The sequence below is a fragment of the Mycobacterium sp. E2989 genome (genome assembly GCF_001667595.1).
GTDB lineage: Bacteria > Actinomycetota > Actinomycetes > Mycobacteriales > Mycobacteriaceae > Mycobacterium.
The window spans coordinates 52,042-72,433 of record NZ_LZJX01000019.1 but is presented as its reverse complement, the minus strand read 5'-3'; the positions used below and the strand labels follow the sequence as shown (position 1 = coordinate 72,433).

The window sequence follows — 20,392 nt, the reverse complement described above, 5'->3', positions numbered from 1 at the left end:
CCCTAGCCTCCCGCCTTCGCCGATGTGGTCACCACAGCCGCCTTGCCGAGCGCCGGCACCGTGTCACGAGCCACGAGTGCTGCCTCCCGCGACAAGGCCGGGCCGGCAGCGAAAGTCCGCAACAACGGCCACGGCGCCTGCACCGCCGAGGCCGGATCCAGCCCCAGCGCGCGCATCGTGTCGTCGTTGGCGGCGATGCCGAACCGAACGCCGTTGTCGGACACCCAGAACAACGATTCACGAGAGTCGGACGTGATCACCCCGCTCGTCGAGGTGACGAAGTTCGCCGCCCCGGGCAGCACCAGCACCTGGTTGGCCACGACCGACCCGGGGTCGCGGTCGTCGCGCACCAGGTGCACGATCCGGTCGTCGAGGTACGAATACACCGGTAGCCCGCGGCCGTTGTAGATGACGACGCGGGCCTGCGGATCCGTCGAGCCCTTTTCCCAGCTGACGCAGGTGGTCGGATTCGCCGCCTTATCAATGAAATTCAGGCGCTTCGTCGGGTAGTAGTCGACCGCGAGCGAGTTGACCTGGGGGATGTTCACCAACACGTCGGGCGCCACCACCCGGGGTGCCGTCGACCCGTACGAATTGGCGCTGCGGAGCAGATCCGCGACGAAGCTGGTGATCTTTTGCACGCCGTCGGGCAGCAGCACATAGAACTGCTTGCCGCCGCCGGCGGTCTGCGCCTGAAGCACCGCACCCACCTGTGAGCCCGAAACCCAGGTCGACGGCGCGCCCGCCTGGGGAACGTCGGGGACGCGCAGCGGCTCGGTCGCGGGCAGGCCATCGTACAGCGCGCGCGAAATCTCCACCGGCGACGTCACTCCCGGGTCGAGCCCCAGGCTCAGGGTGATCGCCCGGCTGGCCGGATCGACCTGCGAGCGTTTGCCGCCCCAGATCACGTAGGTATTGCCCTCGAACGTCACGAGCAGGCCGGCGTCCTCGGCCAGCGGTTCGGCGCGCCCGCCGCCGTTGAGTGTGCCCGCAATCGAGGTGACGACCGGTTTCTCGCCACTGCGCGGGCGGCCGGCGGTATCGCAAACCGCCCACGCCGAAATCCCGCCCCGGTTCACCGGCATTGCCGCGGGCGCACCCGGTATGCCGATCAGCGGCCCGGTCGGATACTTGGCGATCTCGCTGCGCTTCACCCACGTCGGCTGGTTCGCCGTCCCGGTGGCCAGCCGGGCGGACGTCAGGTTCAGGGCCGGATAGAGCCGGCCGTCGATGCGCGCGTAGATCGCGCCGGAATCGCGATCACCGATGATCGATGATTCACCAACTGCGCCAGTCGGTTTCAGAACGTTCAGCAGCAACATCCATCCGGCGCCGATGGCCACCAACAAGATCGACAACACCAACGCGGCGGTCTGCTTGCGGTCGTCGTGCTTCATGCGCACCGAGAACCGTGTGGTCGCCGCCCGCAACCGTCGGTTGTAGAACAGGTGACCGGAATTCTGGTCGCGGTTCGACAAGCTCAGCGGCATGCTCAATACCCCTTAGTTGATCGGCGAGGATCGGCCTGCTGAATCCGATCGGCCAGATTCGACGCGTCGGCGGCAACGCCGTAGCGGCCCATCGCGTAGTTGATAAACGCGCACGCCTGGGCCAGAAGGTCGTGGATGTCGCGAGACGTTCCCGGCTGGTGATAGGCCGCGAACGTTGGGCCGATGAACTGCCAGGCGCCCTTGCTCGGCGTGCCCCGTGCCGCGTTCGAGTCCCAGTCGTTGACCGCGTTGGCGTTGTAGTTGGACTCGCGGCGGGCCACCAGATCCATGCCGCGCTCCCAACGGGCGCGCGCGGCCGGGTCGTGAATGCCCTTAATATCCAAGGCTTTGCGGATCGCCGCTAGGACGGCCGGACGGCCGGTGCCCTGCATGTGTTCTCGCCTTCGTCGGTAGCGCAGCCGCCGCAGTTTTATCGCGTGCAACCGAGCACGGCGGCGGGATATCAGGATGTGCCGGTGCTGGGCGCGTAACCGCGCCGCCATTCGGGCCATCGCCTCGCGATGCGCCATCGGGGTGTCGACCGACGCGTCGGCGATTGCGTCGTCGAGTACTGCCCGGGTGGCCGCCCGCGCTTGCGCGTGATCGGCGCGGGCCGCGGTCATGATTCGTGCGAGTTCACGGTCGGTCTCGGTGGAGCTGCGGAGGTCGTCGAGCGCGTTGATGGACCTTCGCGCCGCGGCGCCAGGAAGGCGGTCGGTTTTGAGCTCGCGGGGTTCGTACACGCGGTCGACCGGAGCCGCGATGGTCTCGCGCGCAAACAATCCGTGGCCGCGGGACAGCGCCGCGACCGCCCGCATCGTCAGCGGATCAGTCAACGCTTGTCCCCTATGCGTCCATCCGTCCTGGACACTCGAGCTGCTCCCACACCCCTTGGTCGCGAAAATCCGTACTCAATAGCATGCACGAATAGGCAGTTCCGCTGTCAATAACGAGCTCGTTTGACCCTACTGCCGAGCGGTTGGCCCGACCACTCACCCATCAAGGGCGTGGGAATGGCTTGCGGTGCCGCCTATTCCTTCGGCTCGTCCTCGCTCGGCATGATCACGATGCGGCGATTCGGCCGGTTGGTGACGACGGTCGGCTTGTCCTCTCCGGGCTTAGGCCCGGGGGCGGCCGGCGGCATCGTTAGGCGGCCCTTGACGGGCTGACCGTTGGGCACGCCGGGGGCGGAGATCCGCTTCTCCGGTGGCTTCTCTTTGTTGCCGCCTTCGCCGTGCCCGCCCATCGCGCCGGGGGGCATCATGCCCATCCCGCCCATACCGCCGGGGCCAGTGGTGGTCGGCGCGCCGCTAACCGGCGGCGGCATTGCCGCCTTGGACGCCCCGGCCGGCGTCGTCGGCGGGGAAGAGCTGGGCACCGGAGGCGGGCCCAAGGAACTGGCTGGGGTGGTGCCCCCGCCGCCACCTCCGAGGCCGGCGCCGCCGCCGCCCGAGCCCGCGCCGCCGCCGAGGCCCGCGTCGGGTTTGACGCTGTCGACCAGATGCGGGTCACTGGCGAGGCCGGCGCCGTGGGCGCCTTGAACCGCGCTCATCAGCGGTTGGATGGCGCTCTGGCCGGCCTGCATCGCCTGCTGGGGCAGCTGCGTCAGCGGGCCCATGATGCCGCCGACCGCGCCGCCCAGCGCGCCGGTGATGCTTTGCAGCATCTGCTGCATCATCTGCGGGGCTTGCTGGCCGACGTTCTGCATCTGCTGCTGTGAATCCGCTTCATTGGCGGGGAATTTCGCTGCGGCGTCGGCTGCGTGGGCGCGGCGGTCAGCATCCGCCGCTGCGGCGTCGGCGGCGTCTTTCGGGACCCCGCCGTTGCCGGCGGCTCCGAGCGCTCCCCGGAGTATGTCGGTCTGGCTGGTTCCGCCCGCGGAGAGGGGGAAGGGCATCGGCGCCGGCGCCTCGGGGGCACCGGCCAGTCCGCCCAGCACGGCCGGGGTGTTTTTGATGGTGCCGCCGCCCCCAGTCATTGCCTCACCTCCACCCCGTTTGCCAAGTCTGCAGCCGCTTCGTGTGCACTCACGCACCACGCGATTCGTTAGCACCATTTTGGCATAACGCGCCGCAATGGGTATTCACCTCGACTTTCGAGGTGCTCTAGGCGGCACTGTGATGGCTGATCACGTCGAACCAGGCCAGGTGATAGTTCGCGAGGTATTCATGCCCGTCGATCAATGCCTCGATTGCCGCGAGGAGCATCCAGTCTCCGACAGCGGACGCATCGTGGTCGGGGTATGCCGCCAGCACGGAATTCTGGATATCGCCAATGCAACTGCGCAGAAGCCCGGTTTCGTTCTCAAGCACCCCGGTCTTTCGTACCGCTGGCGTCGCGATCGCCTGCGCAATTCGGGGCAGGCCGTCGCGTCTTCGTACGGCTTCGACGAGCGCTGGTCCTAGCTCGTCCACAGGCGGTGCCGCCGAGCGGGCTGGCCGATCGCCGCTCAGCGCGGGTGCTTCCGGGTCCGATTCGGCCACGTAGGTGTTGTGCTCGTGCGCGGCGGCAACCACGACCGCGCCCAGAAGATCGACCACGTTCGCGTCCCGCCGGCGTGCGGCCGGTTCGAGCAGCGTCACGTGTGCGGGCAAGCGGACGTGCGGCGGAATCCATCCGCCAGCGAGATCGGTGACGAGCAGGGTGGTGGTGCCGTCGTCTCGCAGACCCGCCGCCCATGAAAGCCGCGGCTCCTGGCGGGCCACGGCATCCACGAGCCGCTGTAGACGCTGCTGCTCCGCCGCCCTGTTGGAAATGGCGCCGGCGGTCGCGCCGGTCGCCGACGACATCGCTGAAGCGCCGATCATGCTCGACGAGTTGGCGCCGCCCTGAGTGCTGGCGGCTCCCTGCGCCGCGCGCTCCACGGGCGAAACAACGGGGCCGCCGGCCGACGGGGACGAACCCGGCGACGGCGCGACCGGTGCTCCCGACACCGGTCCGGCCGGAGCTGATGGCGTGACAGGCGGTGCTGCCACCGTGGGGCGCAGATCTGAGCCGTATGCGGGTAATGGGCCAGCGGGGACACTCGGGCCACCGGACAGCGAGGCCGGCGTTCCAGACCACGATCCACCCGCCACTACTGGCGCGACCGGAGCGGCTCCTGTTGCCGGGGCAGCCGGGGCGGGCGGCGGGGCCGCATCAGTCGGAGTGGCCTGTGGAATGAAGACGCCGGCGCTGGGTGCGGTCGGCGCGACCGGTGGTGTGCCCGCCGGTGGCCCGGCTTGCGGCGGTGTGCCGGATTCCATCGCGTTGACTGCGCCTGACGAAATGCCTTGTGCACCAGCACCTGCCGGCTGCCCCGTTGCCATGCCGGAAGCGAAAGATTGCGCCAAGTTCGGTGAGCCGGTTTGTCCCAGGCTGGCGGGTGACATCGTCATCGGACTGCTGGGTGTCCCCGGCATTCCGGGCGACATCGATCCGCCACTGCCGGGCATGTGGACGCCAGGTCCGACTGGCGATCCGGCCGGCAGCGATCCGCCATTGCCGCTCCAGTTGGATGCACCGGCAGCCGGAGCCGACGTTTGACCGCCACTTCCGTAAAGATTTGGGCTGCTTCCTCCGCCGGTTCGATTTGCAACGCCTGGTCCCGGTGGGGGTGGCTCTGTTCCAACGCCGTGTCCCCCGCCGCCATCGGCGGCCCGGTTAGAACCGCCTGCACTTGGCAGCGTATGAGTGAGGTCTTGATCGGTGATCGGGCGCGGTGGTGGATGATTCTCTAAGCCAAAGCCATTCTCACGGGCCCATGTTCGCGCGTCGGAACCGACGCCGTCAGCATCGAGGATCTTCTGCGTTGCCGCCGTGAGTTTGTCGCCTGCGTTCATGCTCGCGTTCGCCGCATCGCCGTTACATCGCAACTGCACTGCCTGTACCTCCGCTACTTTTTCAGGCAGAGGCTTTTTAGACGCGAGTATCGCGTTTATCTCTTTGTTGCCCTCATTGGCAATTTCCGTCAACCGGCTTCGCAGATAGTCGACTGCATCTGCAGACGAGTCAAAAGCTCCGGCCTTGATTTGATATTTCTCGGCAAGGTCCATGTGGAACTTCTCGCCTTGTTGATATCTGGATATGAGGTCGTCCGCCGTGTGGCCCTGATTATGTGCAGCCACCAATGTCCATTGGGTGCGCAAGTCCTGCGAAAAGAGCTGTTGCTCGAGACATGCCTGGCTCCAGTGCTGAGCGCCGGCGCGGAGGTCGATCGGCGGTCCTGTCCACCAAGGACCAATTAACGCCGCTGTCCATATCCCGGGCGGAAGGTCAACTCCCACCACCGCACACCTTTTTCATGACGGCATCCTTGGCGTTCACGTCATCAACTGCTGCGCGGAATTCAGTCTCGGTCGCCGCGCCCTCGCTGCTTTTCGCGGTGTCGGACAAGTACGCCGTCGCGAGTGCCTGCGCAGCGTTCCGATGTTCGGCATCGAGCGCCGGGTTCGCCGCAGCATTTCCCAGCATAACGGCAGCATTAGTAAGGGCGATACGCGCGAACGCCTTATCGCTTCCATTGGTGTCGACTTGGACTGCCCGCGCGGCCAAACCGTAGGTATCGCAGAGTTGTCGTTGCGCCGCTGCGACCTCAGTTGCGGTGTACGTGGGCGTGCTGGAGATCGCAGGAGAGCGTGCCACCGTGGGGCGTGTCAATCCCACAGCAAGCGCAGCTACTGCTATCGCGGACGTCAATCCCAGCGCTATCAGCTGCCATCGGCTTGACCGCGAGACTGGCGGGCCAGAATAGGTCTGAGTCCAAGTCGCCGCCGACGGCTGAGGCATCGGCCGCTGTCCGGATCCCCAAGGAGGCTGGTTCGCCACCATATATCTCCCTCCGAGAGTCTTTCTCAGATCAGCCGAGGCTGATGCCAAATCAACCGTATAGCCGCCAACCTCCATAGTGGTGGAGACGAGGAACTGCAGCAATTCACTGAGGGCCGTTGAACCATCGCATGGTCAAAGTTCTTCCGCGCGACTTCAGCGCTGTCACCCGCATGTCTGCAGAGGCACGGTCGAACCGCGCTGCGAGTCAAACCATCTGAACGCACGCACCGAACGCTTCTCACCCGCCGCCGCAAACCTTCTTCATAGCAGCATCCTTGGCATTGACGTCACTGATCGTTGACTGCCATACAGGATCATCCCGCCGCTGCACCGATGCAGCTGTGGCTTGAGAGTTGCTGTAGGCCTCGGCCAGCGTGAGGGCGGCAGCTCGGTCCCCACGAGAGATTGACGGGGTGGTGTTTACCACGTGCTCTAGCATCAGCGCTCCATTCACAACCGCAACACCTGACAAAGCCGGGTTATCGCCGTTCGTTTCTATCTGCACGGCGCGTGCGGCGACGTTGTAAACGTCACAAAGCTTCTTGTGCGCGGCTGCCACCTCGTTTGCGCTATACGTAGGTGCAGCAGCTGTCGTAGTCGTTGGACCTGCGACCGAACCGGGCGTTGATCGCATGAATGCGACGATTAGGGCGGCGATTCCCAGCATGATTGCGACCGCGGCCAACGCGGTCGCTAGCCATGTGCTCGACCGGCGTGGGGGCTGAGGGGGAACTAGCGGTTGCCACTGAGCCGGCGGGGTACCCATAGCCGGTTCCCCGCGGAAGTTCGGAGGCAGGTCCCCCATCTCGCCCTCCTTTCAATGCCCCGGTCATTGCGGAGCGACCTTCTGGATTTCTGCGCGTCCATTGCACCTCAACGAACCAATGGCGCCCTCACCAGCGATGAATGTAGTAGCCGTTGGCGTGATGCCGATCAGACCTTGTTTATCGGCCCCGAAACCCGGCCGGCCTGCGCAGCCCTTGCCCCGGGCCTAGCACCGCCAGGCCGGAGCCTCCGATCCGGTCGCACCGCGTGCATACCCATGCTGGCGAATCCTCGGGACGGCATCACCTCCAACCGATAGGCGACGGCAGCCCTATCGATTGAGGGAGGCAACGGGCAGAGTCAACCACCTCCGCACAGACTTCTCATCGCCGTATCTTTTGCGTTGGCGTCGTCCAACACCGTGCGCCACTCTGCATCGGTAGCGACGCCCTTACTTCCCAACGCCGACACGTTGCCGTAGGCCGTCGCCAATGCGCGTGCGGAGTCGCGGTAATTCGCGTCAAGAGCTGGATTCGCGGCAGCGTTATAGAGCATCACCGCCCCGTTCGTAGCGGAAATACGGGCCAGCGCTTCGTCGGTACCAGCAGTATCCGACCGAACGGTGCGCGCTTGGGCCTTATATACGTCGCACAATTGTTGCTGCGCAGCAGCACTTTCAGCAGGCGTGTATTTGGGTTCTGGAGAGCTGGCCGGCGCTGTAGCAGAGGGCGAGCGCGTGAATGCGACAACCAGGGCACCGATGGCCAACAGAACAGCAATTGCTGATAGAGCGATCGCGGGCCAAGTTTGAGGACGTTTTAGGGGCTGGGGCGGGTACGCCGGCTGCTGCCACGGACCCACAGGCGGGCCGACATGTGGCTCCCCAGCGTTGTACGGAGGCAGATCCCCCACGCAGTCCTCCCTCGTATCACCTCGTGTAGAAGTCCTTCTCTTGAAATTATCCCCGTACATCCCGCATCGCCGCCGAATTGTGGCCGCAACGCGACGCTGGCGTCACTGGCACAGCGAGCTGTCACCCAATGACTTCTAACGGAATCGAAGATTCGACATAGCCGACCAGCTTGAAGGGCGCGTTTACCCAATCAAGGCCTCACACCCGCGACGCTGAAGCTCCCGAACCCGGTCGCACAGCCTGCATTTCGCCGGCGTTGTGCTGATCCATACTCGTGAACCCTCGGGCCGCGTAGTGCGCCTTCGAACCGACATCGGTCAGCGTCTGCTTGTGGCCCTGCAAGTTCTCAACGTGTCGCGTGTGCGCGGCGCTGAGCGCCTCGTGAAAGGAATCGGCGGCGGCGAAGTCGCCGAACATGCCGGATGCCAGCGGCCCCCGCGCAAGCTGATCGGCGCCCTCTTGTGCGTGCCCGCCAGCGCGATGCGAGTCGTTGCCTCCGGTGTGCAGAAGCTCCGTGTCGACGAACATTGCCACCCCTTCCTCGTCGACCGCGGCGACAACTCCATCACCTCAAGACGCCGCTACTGATCAGGCTAAATACGCCGCCCGCAGCGGTCAATTCACCGATCTCCCCGAAGAGAAGCGCTTCACAACGCGCTCGCGCCGTCGGCCAGCCCGTCCCCGTCCGAATCGGTCAGCCGCACGTTCCACTTGCCGTCGCCGTCGGTGTCGACGTACCCGGTGACGCCGTCCTCGTCGGCGCACACCACCCGGTCGGCCAGCCCGTCGTTGTCGGTATCAAACAGCCGGTCATCGGCGCTGCCGTGGCCGTCGAAGTCGACCAGCGGGCCGCCGGTGTGCTCGACACCGTCGAGCCCGAGCCACCGCAGTTGCCGTCCCTGTTCGGTGGCGATCCCCCACGTGCCCGAACCATCGTCGGTGAAGTACGCCTCGGGAGTGCCGTCGTTGTCCACGTCGAGCACCAAATGATCGGCGATGCCGTCGCCATCGAGATCCGCGAACGCGTCGTCGTGCAGTCCATCACCGTCGAAGTCCAGGCCGAAAGCGTCGAGTCGGCCGTCACCGTCGAGGTCCAGATCGAGTTGGCGGTGCCAGATCGCCGCCGCGCCGTCATCGCCCGCCATGCAGTAGTCCATGGCAAGTCGGACGCGCGACCGGCGCTACGCGTTCCCCCGCGAACTCCACCAGTTCAGCAGTTCCGCGGTCGCCTCGTCGGCGGACAGCGGTCCGCGCTCCAGCCGCAGCTCCTTCAAAAAACGCCACGCCTCGCCGACTTGCGGGCCCGCCGGGATGTGGAGTAGCTCCATGATCTGGTTGCCGTCCAAATCGGGACGCACCCGCGCCAGATCCTCCTTGGCGGCCAGCTCGACGATCCGCTCCTCCAGCCGGTCGTAGCTGGCTTGCAGCCGCGCGGCCCGGCGCTTGTTGCGCGTCGTGCAGTCGGCGCGCACCAGCTTGTGCAGCCGCGGCAGCAGCGGCCCGGCGTCGGTGACGTAGCGCCGCACCGCCGAATCGGTCCACTTCCCCTCGCCGTACCCGTGGAACCGCAAGTGCAGATACACCAGCTGCGAGACGTCCTCGATCATCTGCTTCGAATACTTCAACGCCCGCAATCGTTTTCGCGCCATCTTGGCGCCCACCACCTCGTGGTGATGGAAGCTCACGCCGCCGTCGGCTTCATGCCGCCGGGTGGCGGGCTTGCCGATGTCATGCAGCAGCGCGGCCCAGCGCAGCACCAGATCCGGGCCGTCATCCTCCAGCGCGATGGCCTGCCGCAGCACCGTCAGCGAATGCTGGTAGACGTCCTTGTGCTGGTGGTGTTCGTCGATGGCCATCCGCATGCCGCCGACCTCAGGCAGCACCACGTCACCCATGCCGGTCTGCACCAGCAGATCGATGCCAGCCCCCGGGTCGTCGCCGAGCAGCAGCTTGTCGAGCTCGGCGGCCACCCGCTCGGCGCTGATCCGCGCCAGTTCGGGCGCCATCTCCTCGATCGCCTCGCGCACCCGCGGGGCGACGGCAAAGCCGAGCTGCGCAACGAAACGCGCCGCACGCAGCATCCGCAGCGGGTCATCACCGAACGACACCGACGGTGCCGCCGGGGTGTCGAGCACCCGTTCACGCAGCGCCGCCAAACCACCCAAGGGGTCGAGGAATTCGCCGGGCCCGGCGGGCGTGACGCGCACGGCCATCGCGTTGGCGGTGAAATCGCGGCGCACTAGATCGTCCTCGAGGCGGTCGCCGTACCGCACCTCGGGGTTACGCGAAACCCGGTCGTAGGTGTCGGCGCGGAACGTGGTGATTTCCAGGCGATGGCCGTCCTTGCCGACGCCGACCGTGCCGAATTCGATGCCGGTGTCCCACAGGTTGTCGGCCCAGCGGCCCAGGATTTGTTGCACCTGCTCCGGGCGGGCGTCGGTGGTGAAGTCCAAGTCGGGACTTAACCTGCCCAGCAGCGCATCTCGCACCGAGCCGCCGACGAGGTACAGCTCGTGTCCCGAGCCCTCGAACGCCGAGCCCAGCTCGCGCAGCATGGGCGCGTGTTGGTTCAGGGCCACCTGGGCGGCGGCGAGCAGCTCGACATCGGCTTCGGGCACGTTCGATCAGCCTAGTAGGTGGGCGCGACCATCACCGCGGTGCGCCATCGCGCGGCCCGCTAGCGGCGAGTATGTCCTGGGAGACGATGTCGTGCCAGCTACTATCGCTTGGGTGTCGGACGGCGAACAACGCAAGCCACGTCGACGCCGGGGGCGGCGGCGCGGTCGTGGGGCGGCAAGTTCGACCGAGAACCAGACGAACGGCCAAGCGCCCGCGGACTCGACGGCGACGAAATCGCGCCGATCCCGTTCGCCTCGCCGCGCGCCGGATCGGCTGCGCACCGTGCACGAAACCTCCGCCGGGGGCTTGGTCATCGACGGCCTCGACGGTCCGCGTGACGCCCAGGTCGCCGCGTTGATCGGCCGCGTCGACCGGCGAGGGCGGATGTTGTGGTCGCTGCCCAAGGGCCACATCGAACTCGGTGAGACCGCGGAACAGACCGCTATAAGAGAGGTCGCCGAAGAGACCGGCATCCGCGGCAGCGTGCTGGCCGCGCTGGGACGCATCGACTACTGGTTCGTCACCGACGGCCGCCGCGTCCACAAGACGGTCCACCATTATTTGATGCGCTTCTCCGGCGGCGAGTTGTCCGACGAGGACCTCGAAGTGGCCGAGGTGGCTTGGGTACCCATCCACGAGCTGCCGTCGAAGCTGGCCTACGCCGACGAACGTCGTCTGGCCCGCGTGGCCGACGAGCTGATCGACAAGCTGCAGAGCGACGGCCCCGCCGCGCTGCCGCCGCTGCCGCCGACCTCTCCCCGGCGCCGCCCGCAAACGCATTCGCGGACCCGGCACGCCGACAAGCCGGCCACCAGCCGGAAGAACGGCCACGGGCCCGGGCCGTGACGGCATCCCGACTCTGCCTGTTGCGCCTCGCGGCGGTGATCGGCATCGTGGCCGGCTTTGCGATGCTCACCGGTCCCGTCATGCCGCGCGCGGGTGCGGGCGAGCCCGGCACCACACCTTTCGTCCGGGTCCGCATCGACCAAGTCACCCCGGACGTGGTCACCACGTCCAGTCCACCCGTCGTCACCGTCAGCGGCATGGTGACCAACATCGGTGACCGCCCCGTCCGCGACGTGATGGTCCGGCTCGAACACGCGGGGGCGGTCACCGCGTCGGCGAGCCTGCGGACCACCCTGGACGGCGACACCGACCAATACCAGCCCGCCGCCGACTTCCTCACGGTCGCTCCCGAGTTACAGCGGGGCCAGCAGGTCGGCTTCACCCTGTCGGCGCCGCTGCGCTCGTTGACCAAGCAGTCGCTGGGCATCGACCAGCCCGGCATCTACCCGGTCTTGGTCAACGTCAACGCCACGCCCGACTACGGCGCCCCCGCGCGGCTCGACAACGCGCGCTTCCTGCTGCCCGTCGTCGGGGTGCCCCCCGACCAGGGCGGTGATCTGGGCTCGGCCGTCGCGCCCGACACGTCCAAACCCGTGTGGATCACGATGCTGTGGCCGCTGGCCGACCGGCCCCGGCTCGCGCCCGGTGTGCCCGGCGGCACCATCCCGGTGCGCCTGGTCGACGACGACCTGGCCACCTCGCTGGCCAGCGGCGGCCGGCTGGACGTCCTGCTGTCGGCGGCCGAAGTCGCCACCAGCCACGACGTCGACCCCGACGGCGCCGTCGGCCGGGCACTCTGTTTGGCCGTGGACCCCGACCTGCTGGTCACCATCAACGCGATGACCGCCGGCTACGTGGTGTCCGATTCGCCCGACGGCCCCGCTCAACTCCCCGGCACGCCGACCCATCCGGGCGCCGGGCAAGCCGCCGCGGTCGAGTGGCTCAACCGGCTGCGGGCCCTGGCGCACCGCACCTGCGTGGCGCCGCTGCCCTACGCGCAAGCCGACCTGGGAGCCCTGCAGCGCGTCAACGATCGGGGGCTCAGCGCCGCCGCCACCACCGGCGTCAACAGCATCGTCGACCGCATCCTGGACGTGGCATCCGTGCGGGGGGCCACGTTGCTGCCCGACGGGCCGTTGACCAACGGCGCGGTCAACCTGCTCGGCGCCAACGAGAGCACCGTCGCTGTCGCCGCAGCCAACTTGTCCGCGACGGACGCGTCCGCCGAGGCCAACGTCGACACCGCGCCCCGGCGCGTTTCCCCGCAAGTGGTGGTCGCCCCCTTCGACCCGGCGGTCGGCGCCGCACTGGCCGGCGCGGGAAGCTCACCGGCGATCCCCACCTACCTGGACCCCTCGCTGAGCGTCCGGCTGTCCCATGACTCGGTGACCGCGCGCCGCCAAGACGCCCTGGGCTCGATGTTCTGGCACGCCCTGCGCCACGACGACGCGCCGCGCACCCAGATCCTGGTCCCGCCGGCGACCTGGAACCTGCAGGCCGACGACGCGCACGTCATCCTGACCGCGCTGACCACCAGCATCCGCTCCGGCCTGGCGGTCCCGCGCCCGTTGCCGGCGGTGGTCGCCGAGGCCGCGGCCCGCACCGAGCCGTCCGAACCGGTGGGCGCCGACACCTCCGCGCGCGGCCGCTTCGACGACGACGTCACCGCCGCGGTCGCCGGGCAGGTCGGCCGGCTGTGGGGGCTGACGTCGGCGCTGAGCACCGACGAACGCACCGGGCTGACCGGCATCCAGTACACCGCCCCGCTGCGCGAAGACATGCTGCGCGCGCTGAGCCAATCCGAGCCCCCCGACACCCGCAACGGGATGGCCCAGCAGCGCCTGGCCGTCGTCGGCAAGACGATCAACGATCTGTTCGGCGCCGTCACGATCGTCAACCCGGGCGGCTCCTACACCCTGGCCACCGAGCACAGCCCGCTCCCCCTGGCGCTGCACAACGGCCTGGCCGTCCCGATCCGGGTGCGGTTGCAGGTCGACGCCCCACCGGGAATGACCGTCACCGACGTCGGCCAGATCGAGTTGCCGCCCGGATACCTGCCGCTGCGGGTGCCGATCGAGGTGAACTTCACCCAGCGGGTCGCCATCGACGTGACGTTGCGGACCCCGGACGGCATGCGGCTGGGCGACCCGGTGCGCCTGTCGGTGCATTCCAATGCCTACGGCAAGGTCCTGTTCGCGATCACCATGACGGCCGCGGCGGTGCTGGTGTTGCTGGCCGGGCGGCGACTGTGGCACCGCTTTCGCGGCCAGCCCGACCGCGCCGATTTGGACCGGCCCGATCCGCCGGGGGCCAGGTCCGCGGGCGCGCACGACGCGGCCGACGACCGGGTCGAACACGAGCACCGAGTATGAATCCCGCCCACGGGCAGGCCGCGCGGCAACACCACCGCCTGCCGCAGCCGCCGCGGCGACCCCGAACCCCCGGCTCGCCGCCCACCGGCCCCCTGCCACCCGTCCCTGCGGGCGTCGATCGCCGGCGCCCCGAACTGTCCGATGCCGCGCTGGTGTCGCGGTCGTGGGCGATGGCGTTCGCCACGCTGGTCAGCCGGCTCACCGGCTTCGCACGGGTAGTTCTGCTGGCGGCGATCCTGGGCGCCGCGCTGTCCAGCGCGTTCTCGGTGGCCAACCAGCTGCCGAACCTGGTGGCCGCCCTTGTCCTCGAGGCGACCTTCACCGCGATATTCGTGCCGGTGCTCGCCCGCGCCGAGCAGAGCGACCCCGACGGCGGCGCGGCGTTCGTGCGGCGCCTGGTCACGCTGACGACGGCGCTGCTGGTGTTGGCGACCGCGCTGTCGGTGCTCGCCGCGCCGCTGCTGGTGCGGCTCATGCTCGGCCGCGTCCCGCAGGTCAACGAGCCGCTGACCACCGCGTTCGCCTACCTGCTGCTCCCCCAGGTCCTGGCGTACGGGCTGACGTCGGTCTTCATGGCAATCCTCAACACCCGCAACGTATTCGGGCCCACGGCGTGGGCGCCGGTGGTCAACAACGTCGTCGCCCTCGTGACACTGGCGGTGTACGCGGCGGTGCCCGGCGAGCTGTCGGTCGACCCCGTTCGGATGGGCAACACCAAGCTGCTGGTCCTCGGCATCGGCACCACGCTCGGCGTCTTCGCGCAGACCGCGGTGCTGCTGGTGGCGCTGCGGCGCCAACGCGTCGACCTGCGCCCGCTGTGGGGAATCGACGAGCGGCTCAAGCGCTTCGGCACGATGGCCGCCGCGATGGTGCTCTACGTGTTGATCAGCCAGCTGGGCCTGGTGGTCGGCAACCAGATCGCCAGCACGGCGGCGGCGTCGGGCCCCGCGATCTACAACTACACCTGGCTGGTGTTGATGCTGCCGTTCGGCATGATCGGCGTCACGGTGTTGACCGTGGTGATGCCGCGGCTGAGCCGCAACGCCGCCGCCGACGACACCAAGGCGGTGCTCGCCGACCTGTCGCTGGCCACGCGCCTGACGCTGATCACACTGATCCCGATCGTCGCGTTCATGACCGTCGGCGGCCCCGCGATCGGCAGCGCGCTGTTCGCCTACGGTCACTTCGGCGGGGTCGACGCCGGCTACCTGGGCGCCGCGATCGCGCTCTCGGCGTTCACGTTGATCCCGTACGGGTTGGTGCTGCTTCAGCTCCGCGTCTTCTACGCACGCGAGCAGCCCTGGACGCCGATCGTGATCATCCTCGTCATCACCGCGGTCAAGATCGTGGGCTCGGTGCTGGCCCCGCACCTGACCCATGACCCGAAGTTGGTGGCCGGTTATCTCGGGCTCGCGAACGGCATCGGGTTTCTGGCGGGCGCGATCATCGGTTACCTGTTGTTGCGGCATACCCTGCTGCCGACCGGGGGCCAGCTGATTGGCAAAGGCGAGCTGCGCACGATCCTGGTCACGATCACCGCCTCCCTGCTGGCCGGATTGGTGGCCCATGTGGCCGACCGGTTGACCGGACTCGACCGGCTGACCGCGCACGGCGGTGGCGCGGGCTCGCTGCTGCGCCTGCTGATCCTGGGGCTGATCATGCTGCCGATCATGGCCGCGGTCATGCTCCGCGCTGATGTCCCCGAGGCGCGGGCCGCGCTGGACGTCGTCAGGCGGCGTCTCGGCGGCCGCGTGCCGGCCACCCGCAAACCGGTAACACCGCAGGGATCGTCGGTCACGTACCCTGAGCAGAGGAATTCGTCCCCGCCTGGGGTAAATGCGGTCCAGGAGCCGATCCAGCGCAGATCTCCGGAGCGGGCAACCCCAGCCCGGATAGCGAAAGGACCGGAGGTGACCGACCGCCCTGTCGACAGCGCCGCGTCGGGCGCCGAGCTGCCACGACCGGTTGCCGACGACTTCCAGCCCGACATCCCCGCCGACCGCGAATCCCCGCCGCCGACGCCCCGCAAGGCCGACCAGCGCAACGGTGACGTCGCGCCCGAATCGCGGCGCGGGCCCGCCCCGTTCGAACCGCCCCGGGAGCGCGGCGGTGACCCGCCAGCGGACGACGTCCACCTGGTTCCCGGCGCCCGCATCGCCGGCGGGCGGTATCGCCTGCTGGTGTTCCACGGCGGCGCCCCGCCGCTGCAGTTCTGGCAGGCGCTGGACACCGCGCTGGACCGGCAGGTGGCGCTGACCTTCGTCGACCCCGACGGGGCGCTGCCCGAGGAGGTGCTGCAGGAAATCCTGTCCCGCACCCTGCGGCTCAGCCGCATCGACAAGCCGGGCATCGCCCGGGTGCTCGACGTGGTCCACAGCGGCCACGGCGGCCTGGTGGTGTCCGAGTGGGTGCGGGGCGGCTCGTTGCAGGAGGTGGCGGACACCGCGCCGTCGCCCGTCGGCGCCGTCCGGGCCATGCAGTCGTTGGCGGCGGCCGCCGACGCGGCCCACCGGGCCGGCGTCGCGTTGTCGATCGATCACCCGAGCCGGGTGCGCGTCAGCATCGAGGGCGACGTCGTCCTCGCGTACCCCGCGACCATGCCCGACGCCAACCCCCAGGGCGACATCCGCGGCATCGGTGCCGCGCTCTACGCGCTGCTGGTCAACCGGTGGCCGCTGACGGAGTCCAGCGTGCGAAGCGGGCTCGCCCCGGCCGAACGCGATTCGACCGGTCAACCGGTGGAACCGATGGTCATCGACCGCGAAATCCCCTTCCAGATTTCGGCCGTCGCGGTCCGGGCGGTTCAAGAGGACGGCGGGATACGCAGCGCCTCAACGCTTTTGAACTTGCTGCAGCAAGCGACCGCGGTGGCCGACCGGACCGAGGTGCTGGGCCCGATCGACGATTCGCCCGTGCCGGCCACCGCCCGCGAGTCCGCGGGGCACGACGAGGCGGCGTTCGCGCGCCGGCGTCGCAACCTGCTGATCGGCATGGGCGCCGGCCTCGCCGTCATCATCGTGGCGCTACTGGTGTTGGCATCCGTGGTCAGCAAGATCTTCGGCAACGTCGGCGGCGGCCTCAACAAGGACGAGCTCGGGCTGAACGGCCCGTCGTCGTCCGTCTCGTCGTCGACCGGTAGTTCCGCGGCCGCCGGTAGCGTCGTCAAGCCGACCAAGGCGACGGTCTACTCCCCCGACGGTGACGCCGACAACGCGGACACGGCCGGGCAGGCGATCGACGGTGATCCCTCGACCGCCTGGGCTACCGAGGTCTACACCGACGCGGTTCCGTTCCCCAGCTTCAAGCAGGGCGAAGGCCTCATGCTGCAGCTGCCGAACCCCACGGTGGTCGGGCAGGTCAGCATCGACACGCCCAGCAGCGGGACGAAGGTCGAGATCCGCTCGTCGGCCACGGCGTCGCCGTCGTCGCTGAAAGACACCACCGTGTTGGCGCCGGCCTTCACGCTCAAGCCGGGTCACAACGTCATCCCGGTCCGGGCCGGCGCACCGACGTCGAACCTGCTGGTGTGGATCTCGACGCTGGGCACGACCAACGGCAAGAGCCAGGCCGGATTCTCGGAGATCACGGTCCAGGCCGCCTCCTGACGGCGCTTCAACATATCCGCGCGGTGGTGAAGTGCCCGCCCGCAGGCGATTGGTTACTGTCCGGCCGTGGGCTCCCGGCGAGACATCCAGCGCGAACGCAGTGACGCCGAGCTGCTGGCAGCACACGTCGCCGGCGACCGCCACGCCTTCGGCGAGCTGTTCCTTCGCCATCGACGACAGCTGCACCGGCTGGCCCGGCTCACCACGCGCACGGCCGAGGACGCCGAGGACGCGCTGCAGGACGCGATGCTCTCGGCGCACCGCGGCGCCGGCGCGTTCCGGCATGACGCCGCGGTGGGCAGCTGGCTGCATCGCATCGTCGTCAACGCCTGCCTGGACCGGCTGCGCCGCATCAAGGCGCACCCGACCGCCCCGCTGGAGGACGTCTACGCGGTGGCGGATCGGACGGCCCAGGTCGAGACCGCGATGGTGGTGCAACGCGCCCTGATGCGGCTTCCGGTCGAGCAGCGGGCGGCGGTGGTGGCCGTCGACATGCAGGGCTACTCCGTGGCCGACACCGCCGCGCTGCTGGGCGTCGCCGAGGGCACCGTCAAGAGTCGCTGCGCGCGGGCCCGGGTGCGCCTCGCGGAACTCCTCGGCTATCTGAACGCCGCGCCCGACCCGCCGATGGCCGTCAAGCGGCGCATGACGGACACTGGGGCGGATGAGTGAAGCCGACGACCAGGCCGACGAGCCGCCCCTGACGGTCGAGCTTCTCGCCGATCTGCAGGCCGGCCTGCTCGATGACGAGTCCGCGGCGCGCGTGCGGCAGCGGGTCCGCGATGACCCGGAGGCGGAGCAGATCCTGCGCGCCCTGAACCGCGTGCGCTGTGACGTCGCCACGCTGGGGGCGGACCCGGCGCCCGACGTCCCGCCGGAGGTCACCGCCCGGATCGCGGCGGCGCTGGATTCGGCAGACGCCGGCCCGGCCGGCCACTCGGCCCGGCCGCGGATCGGTCCCGCGCGGGTGGCCGCCGGGGTGGTCGGCGTCGGCGCGATGCTCGCCGCGGTCGGTGTGGGCACCGCGGCTCTGATCAACGCGCCCGAGCCGGCCCCCAGCACGCCGGTCACCGCCGAGCACATCACGGTGTCGACGCCGCCGATGACGATCCCGCTGTCGCAGGACGAAATCCTCGGCCTGCTCGGGCAGAGCCCCGATTACGGCCCGCTCGCGGACCCGGCGCGGCGCGCCTCCTGCCTCACCGGCCTGGGCTACCCGGCGTCCACCCAGGTGCTGGGCGCGCGGCGGGTCGACATCAACGCCCGCCCCGGGATCGTGCTGGTGGTGCCGGGCGACACACCCCACAGCCTCGCGGTCTACGCGGTCGCGTTGAACTGCAGCGCCGCCGATACCGGCTTGTTGGCCAGCACCCAGGTCCCCCGCCCCTAGTGTGGTCCCATGGGTTGTCCGACTCGCCCGGGAACAGCCATGCCTACGCTGGCGTTTGTACGAATCCAGGGACGATCGTTTGAAAGGGATCTATGACCGCCGACACTGTGCACGACGTGATCATCATTGGTTCGGGTCCTGCCGGATACACCGCGGCGTTGTACGCGGCGCGGGCGCAGCTGGCGCCGGTGGTCTTCGAGGGCACGTCGTTCGGTGGCGCGTTGATGACGACCACCGAGGTGGAGAACTTCCCGGGTTTTCGTGACGGCATCACCGGTCCGGAGCTGATGGATCAGATGCGCGAGCAGGCGCTGCGCTTCGGCGCCGACCTGCGGATGGAAGACGTCGAATCGGTCTCGTTGGACGGGCCGGTCAAATCGGTCACCACCGCCGAGGGCGAAACCGTCCGGGCGCGGGCGGTCATCCTGGCCATGGGCGCGGCGGCGCGGTATCTGGGGGTGCCCGGTGAGCAGGAGCTGCTGGGGCGCGGGGTGAGTTCGTGCGCGACCTGCGACGGGTTCTTCTTCAAAGATCAAGACATTGCCGTGATCGGCGGTGGGGACTCGGCGATGGAGGAAGCCACTTTCTTGACCCGCTTCGCGCGCAGCGTCACCCTGGTGCACCGCCGCGACGAGTTCCGCGCGTCGCGCATCATGCTCGAACGCGCCCGGGCCAACGAGAAGATCACCATCGTGACCAATAAGGCCGTGCTGGGCGTCGAAGGGGACCAGACGGTGACGGGTTTGCGGATGCGCGACACGGTCACCGGCGAGGAATCCACCCTGCCCGTCACGGGAGTGTTCGTGGCCATCGGCCACGACCCGCGCTCGGAACTGGTGCGCGACGTCCTTGACACCGACCCCGAGGGCTACGTGCTGGTGCAGGGCCGCACCACGGCCACGTCGATCGAGGGGGTGTTCGCCGCCGGGGATCTGGTGGATCGCACCTACCGCCAAGCCATCACGGCCGCCGGCAGCGGCTGCGCGGCGGCCATCGACGCCGAACGCTGGCTGGCCGACCACGTGGATTCCAGCTCGGCCGCGCAAAACGACGCCACCGAATTTCCGGGCAGTACCGAGATGATTGGAGCACCTCAATGACCGACGCCGAAAAGGCCGGAGCCACAATCGAAGTCTCTGACGCATCCTTTTCCACGGAGGTGCTGTCCAGCAATAAGCCTGTGCTGGTTGACTTTTGGGCGACGTGGTGCGGGCCGTGCAAGATGGTCGCGCCGGTGCTCGAAGAGATTGCCAGTGAGCGCGGCGAGCAACTCACCGTCGCCAAGCTCGACGTGGACGCCAACCCGGTAACCGCGCGGGACTTCCAGGTCGTCTCGATCCCCACCATGATCCTGTTCAAAGACGGCCAACCGGTGAAACGGATCGTGGGCGCCAAGGGCAAGGCGGCCCTGCTGCGCGAGCTCTCCGACGCAGTCCCCAACCTCAGCTGATTTCGTTCCAAATTCGCCACACCACGCCCCGCGTTCAGCCTGGGGTTTTCCCGAATGGGCGAAGCGTCTGCGACAATATCCGGTAGCTGTCGCCCAGATGCGAGCCTGTCAGTGTGTCCCGGAGGGCCTTTGG

General features: G+C 68.5%; 18 protein-coding genes. 8 read left to right on the top strand and 10 right to left on the bottom strand.

Annotated features, from left to right (window positions below; translation table 11 throughout):
• Window positions 1-2: 2 nt before the first annotated feature.
• The 4 genes from eccB to A5680_RS26520 all read right to left on the bottom strand — a co-directional run bounded on the left by eccB (window position 3) and on the right by A5680_RS26520 (window position 4,354).
• Window positions 3-1,490 (bottom strand): type VII secretion protein EccB, encoded by a 1,488-nt coding sequence (eccB, locus tag A5680_RS05050; protein WP_067816813.1) that lies wholly within the window; start codon window positions 1,488-1,490, stop codon window positions 3-5.
• Window positions 1,491-1,492: 2 nt separating this feature from the next.
• Window positions 1,493-2,308, bottom strand: coding sequence for a transglycosylase (locus A5680_RS05045; protein ID WP_067816811.1), 816 nt, complete (start codon window positions 2,306-2,308; stop codon window positions 1,493-1,495).
• 212 nt (window positions 2,309-2,520) lie between these two features.
• Window positions 2,521-3,468, bottom strand: coding sequence for a hypothetical protein (locus tag A5680_RS05040; protein WP_369808488.1), 948 nt, complete (start codon window positions 3,466-3,468; stop codon window positions 2,521-2,523).
• A 127-nt stretch (window positions 3,469-3,595) separates the two neighbouring features.
• Window positions 3,596-4,354 (bottom strand): DUF5631 domain-containing protein, encoded by a 759-nt coding sequence (locus tag A5680_RS26520; protein ID WP_369827609.1) that lies wholly within the window; start codon window positions 4,352-4,354, stop codon window positions 3,596-3,598.
• A gap of 295 nt (window positions 4,355-4,649) precedes the next feature.
• On the opposite strand from A5680_RS26520, the gene A5680_RS26515 reads away from it, so the two are divergent.
• Window positions 4,650-5,015 carry a hypothetical protein gene (locus A5680_RS26515; RefSeq protein ID WP_369827608.1) on the top strand — a complete coding sequence of 122 codons (366 nt, stop codon included), beginning with the start codon at window positions 4,650-4,652 and terminating at the stop codon, window positions 5,013-5,015.
• 729 nt (window positions 5,016-5,744) lie between these two features.
• On the opposite strand, the gene A5680_RS26175 is transcribed toward A5680_RS26515, so the two are convergent.
• The 6 genes from A5680_RS26175 to A5680_RS05020 all read right to left on the bottom strand — a co-directional run bounded on the left by A5680_RS26175 (window position 5,745) and on the right by A5680_RS05020 (window position 10,595).
• Window positions 5,745-5,942, bottom strand: a complete 198-nt coding sequence (locus A5680_RS26175) for a hypothetical protein (protein ID WP_231977563.1) — start codon at window positions 5,940-5,942, stop codon at window positions 5,745-5,747.
• Between the two features lie 595 nt (window positions 5,943-6,537).
• On the bottom strand, window positions 6,538-6,858 hold the full coding sequence (locus tag A5680_RS26510; RefSeq protein ID WP_369827607.1) for a hypothetical protein: 321 nt from the start codon (window positions 6,856-6,858) through the stop codon (window positions 6,538-6,540).
• 566 nt (window positions 6,859-7,424) lie between these two features.
• A complete protein-coding gene (locus A5680_RS25025; RefSeq protein WP_369827606.1) occupies window positions 7,425-7,832 on the bottom strand; it encodes a hypothetical protein in 408 nt (135 codons plus the stop codon).
• A gap of 343 nt (window positions 7,833-8,175) precedes the next feature.
• Entirely contained in the window at window positions 8,176-8,505 is a 330-nt protein-coding gene (locus tag A5680_RS05030) for a DUF2563 family protein (protein ID WP_067816798.1), read from the bottom strand.
• A gap of 119 nt (window positions 8,506-8,624) precedes the next feature.
• Window positions 8,625-9,134, bottom strand: a complete 510-nt coding sequence (locus tag A5680_RS05025; RefSeq protein WP_067816795.1) for a pullulanase — start codon at window positions 9,132-9,134, stop codon at window positions 8,625-8,627.
• A 24-nt stretch (window positions 9,135-9,158) separates the two neighbouring features.
• Window positions 9,159-10,595 carry a CCA tRNA nucleotidyltransferase gene (locus A5680_RS05020; RefSeq protein ID WP_067816793.1) on the bottom strand — a complete coding sequence of 479 codons (1,437 nt, stop codon included), beginning with the start codon at window positions 10,593-10,595 and terminating at the stop codon, window positions 9,159-9,161.
• A 112-nt stretch (window positions 10,596-10,707) separates the two neighbouring features.
• Between A5680_RS05020 and A5680_RS05015 the strand changes: the two genes are divergently transcribed.
• The 7 genes from A5680_RS05015 to trxA all read left to right on the top strand — a co-directional run bounded on the left by A5680_RS05015 (window position 10,708) and on the right by trxA (window position 20,259).
• Entirely contained in the window at window positions 10,708-11,442 is a 735-nt protein-coding gene (locus A5680_RS05015) for an NUDIX hydrolase (RefSeq protein WP_055401431.1), read from the top strand.
• Window positions 11,439-13,814: a hypothetical protein gene (locus A5680_RS05010; protein WP_067816790.1), complete on the top strand. Its 2,376-nt coding sequence runs from the start codon at window positions 11,439-11,441 to the stop codon at window positions 13,812-13,814. Before A5680_RS05015 ends, A5680_RS05010 begins: the two co-directional genes overlap by 4 nt.
• Window positions 13,811-17,419, top strand: a complete 3,609-nt coding sequence (gene murJ / locus A5680_RS05005) for a murein biosynthesis integral membrane protein MurJ (protein WP_067816786.1) — start codon at window positions 13,811-13,813, stop codon at window positions 17,417-17,419. The genes A5680_RS05010 and murJ overlap by 4 nt, the downstream gene beginning before the upstream one ends.
• Window positions 17,420-17,485: 66 nt before the next feature.
• Window positions 17,486-18,091, top strand: coding sequence for an RNA polymerase sigma factor SigM (gene sigM, locus A5680_RS05000; protein WP_055401425.1), 606 nt, complete (start codon window positions 17,486-17,488; stop codon window positions 18,089-18,091).
• The gene (locus tag A5680_RS04995; RefSeq protein WP_067816783.1) at window positions 18,084-18,809 is read left to right on the top strand and encodes a hypothetical protein; all 726 of its coding nucleotides are present in this window, start codon (window positions 18,084-18,086) and stop codon (window positions 18,807-18,809) included. Before sigM ends, A5680_RS04995 begins: the two co-directional genes overlap by 8 nt.
• 92 nt (window positions 18,810-18,901) lie before the next feature.
• Window positions 18,902-19,909 (top strand): thioredoxin-disulfide reductase, encoded by a 1,008-nt coding sequence (gene trxB, locus A5680_RS04990; RefSeq protein ID WP_067816780.1) that lies wholly within the window; start codon window positions 18,902-18,904, stop codon window positions 19,907-19,909.
• Window positions 19,906-20,259 (top strand): thioredoxin, encoded by a 354-nt coding sequence (gene trxA / locus A5680_RS04985; protein ID WP_067816776.1) that lies wholly within the window; start codon window positions 19,906-19,908, stop codon window positions 20,257-20,259. The genes trxB and trxA overlap by 4 nt, the downstream gene beginning before the upstream one ends.
• The last annotated feature ends 133 nt before the right edge of the window (window positions 20,260-20,392 follow it).